Source organism: Saccharomonospora iraqiensis subsp. paurometabolica YIM 90007, assembly GCF_000231035.2.
In the GTDB taxonomy this organism is placed as follows: Bacteria; Actinomycetota; Actinomycetes; order Mycobacteriales; family Pseudonocardiaceae; genus Saccharomonospora; species Saccharomonospora paurometabolica.
Genome location: NZ_KI912222.1, coordinates 5825 through 7563, shown reverse-complemented (window position 1 = coordinate 7563; position 1739 = coordinate 5825). Strand labels below are relative to the sequence as shown.

At 71.5% G+C, this 1739-nt stretch carries 3 protein-coding genes; all 3 read right to left on the bottom strand.

The features are described 5' to 3' along the window. Window positions 1-70: 70 nt before the first annotated feature. A complete protein-coding gene (gene nusB / locus SACPADRAFT_RS0208550) occupies window positions 71-526 on the bottom strand; it encodes a transcription antitermination factor NusB (RefSeq protein ID WP_007027513.1) in 456 nt (151 codons plus the stop codon). 19 nt (window positions 527-545) lie between these two features. After that, window positions 546-1103: an elongation factor P gene (gene efp / locus SACPADRAFT_RS0208545; protein ID WP_007027512.1), complete on the bottom strand. Its 558-nt coding sequence runs from the start codon at window positions 1101-1103 to the stop codon at window positions 546-548. A 35-nt stretch (window positions 1104-1138) separates the two neighbouring features. Beyond that, on the bottom strand, window positions 1139-1739 hold a 601-nt coding region (locus tag SACPADRAFT_RS26445; RefSeq protein ID WP_007027511.1), incomplete at its 5' end, for a M24 family metallopeptidase.

Sequence of the window (1739 nt, the reverse complement as noted above, 5' to 3'; positions counted from 1 at the left end):
GGGACCGTGCCCGGGACCGGCCGCGTCCGGGGCGGGCGGCTCCGGGACGCGGTCCGGCGGGCGGGTCGGGCTACAGAACGGTGCGCAGCCGGTCGGCGATCGTGCCGATCCGGCCCAGCACCCCGTTGACGAACCGCGGCGAGTCGTCGGTGGACAGCTCCCGGACGAGCCCGACCGCCTGGTCGATGGCCACCGGGTCGGGCACGTCACCGGCCCACAACAGCTCGTACAGACCGACCCGGAGCACCGCGAGGTCGACCGGGGGCATCCGCTCCAGCGACCACCCCTGCGCGTGCTCGGCCAGCAGCTCGTCGATGCGCTCGCGGTGGGCACCCACCCCCTCGACCAGGGTGACCGTGTAGTCGTTGATCGCCTCGACCTCGGTCGCGCCGACCCGCTCCGCCAGCAACGTCCGCGGATCGGTCTCCCGTTGCGCGGCCTCGTAGAGCAGTTCGACGGCACGCCGTCGGGCGTCGCGTCGACCGGGCGCCCCGCGGCGGGGACGGGAGGGACGTGTGTCGTTCACCGTTGGCCGCCGTCCGCGCTCAGGCGCGGCCGAGATAGCGGCCGTCGCGGGTGTCGATCTTGATCTTCTCGCCGTTGCCGACGAACAGCGGCACCTGCACCTCGCCCCCGGTCTCCACCGTGGCCGGCTTGGTACCGCCGGTGGACCGGTCGCCCTGCAGACCGGGTGCGGTCTCGGTGATGGTCAGCTCGACCGTCGTGGGCAGCTCCACGTACAGCGGTTTGCCCTCGTGCATCGCGATCTGCACGTCGGTGTTCTCCAGCAGGAACTTGGCGCCCTCGCCGACCAGGTCGCCGGAGATCTCCAGCTGGTCGAACGTCTCGCCGTCCATGAAGATGTAGTCGCTGCCGTCGTTGTAGAGGTAGGTCATCTGCCGTCGGTCGACGGTCGCGGTGTCGACCTTGGTCCCTGCGTTGAACGTCCGGTCCACCACCTTGCCGCTGGTGACGTTCTTCAGCGTCGTCCGGACGAACGCGCCGCCCTTGCCGGGCTTGACGTGCTGGAAGGTCACGACGGACCACAGCTGGCCGTCCAGGTTGAGGACCATGCCGTTCTTGAGGTCGTTGGTGGTGGCCACGAGTGTGCGTTCTCCTGTGTCGGGTGGGGCCGCCACTAGGCGACCACGAGTTCCTTGGTACTGACTGTGAGGAGCTCGGGAGTGCCCTCCCGCACGACGAGCGTGTCCTCGATCCGGACACCACCGCGCCCCGCCAGGTAGACCCCCGGCTCCACGGTCACCGCCATGCGGGCGGCCAGTGTACCGACGCCACGCGGGGACAGGCTCGGCGCCTCGTGCACCGCCAGTCCCACGCCGTGTCCGAGGCCGTGCGGGAAGTGTTCACCGTACCCGGCCCCGGAGACCACGGTACGGGCCACCTCGTCCACCGACGAGACCTCCCGTCCCGGGCGCAGCGCGTCCGTGGCGGCGGTCTGCGCCCGCAGCACCAGGTCGTACAGCTCCCGCTGCCATCCGGCGGGTGGTCCGAGCACGACCGTGCGGGTCATGTCCGAGTGGTACCCGTCCACGACCGCACCGAAATCCATCTTCACCAGGTCCCCGCGCTCCAGTACCGCGTCGGTCGGCCGGTGGTGCGGGATCGCCGCGTGCGCCCCCGCGGCCACGATCGACTCGAACGCGGTGCCGTGCGCGCCGTGCTCGGCCATGCGGGTCTCCAGCTCGCGGGCCACCTCGCGTTCGGTCCGGCCCGGCCGC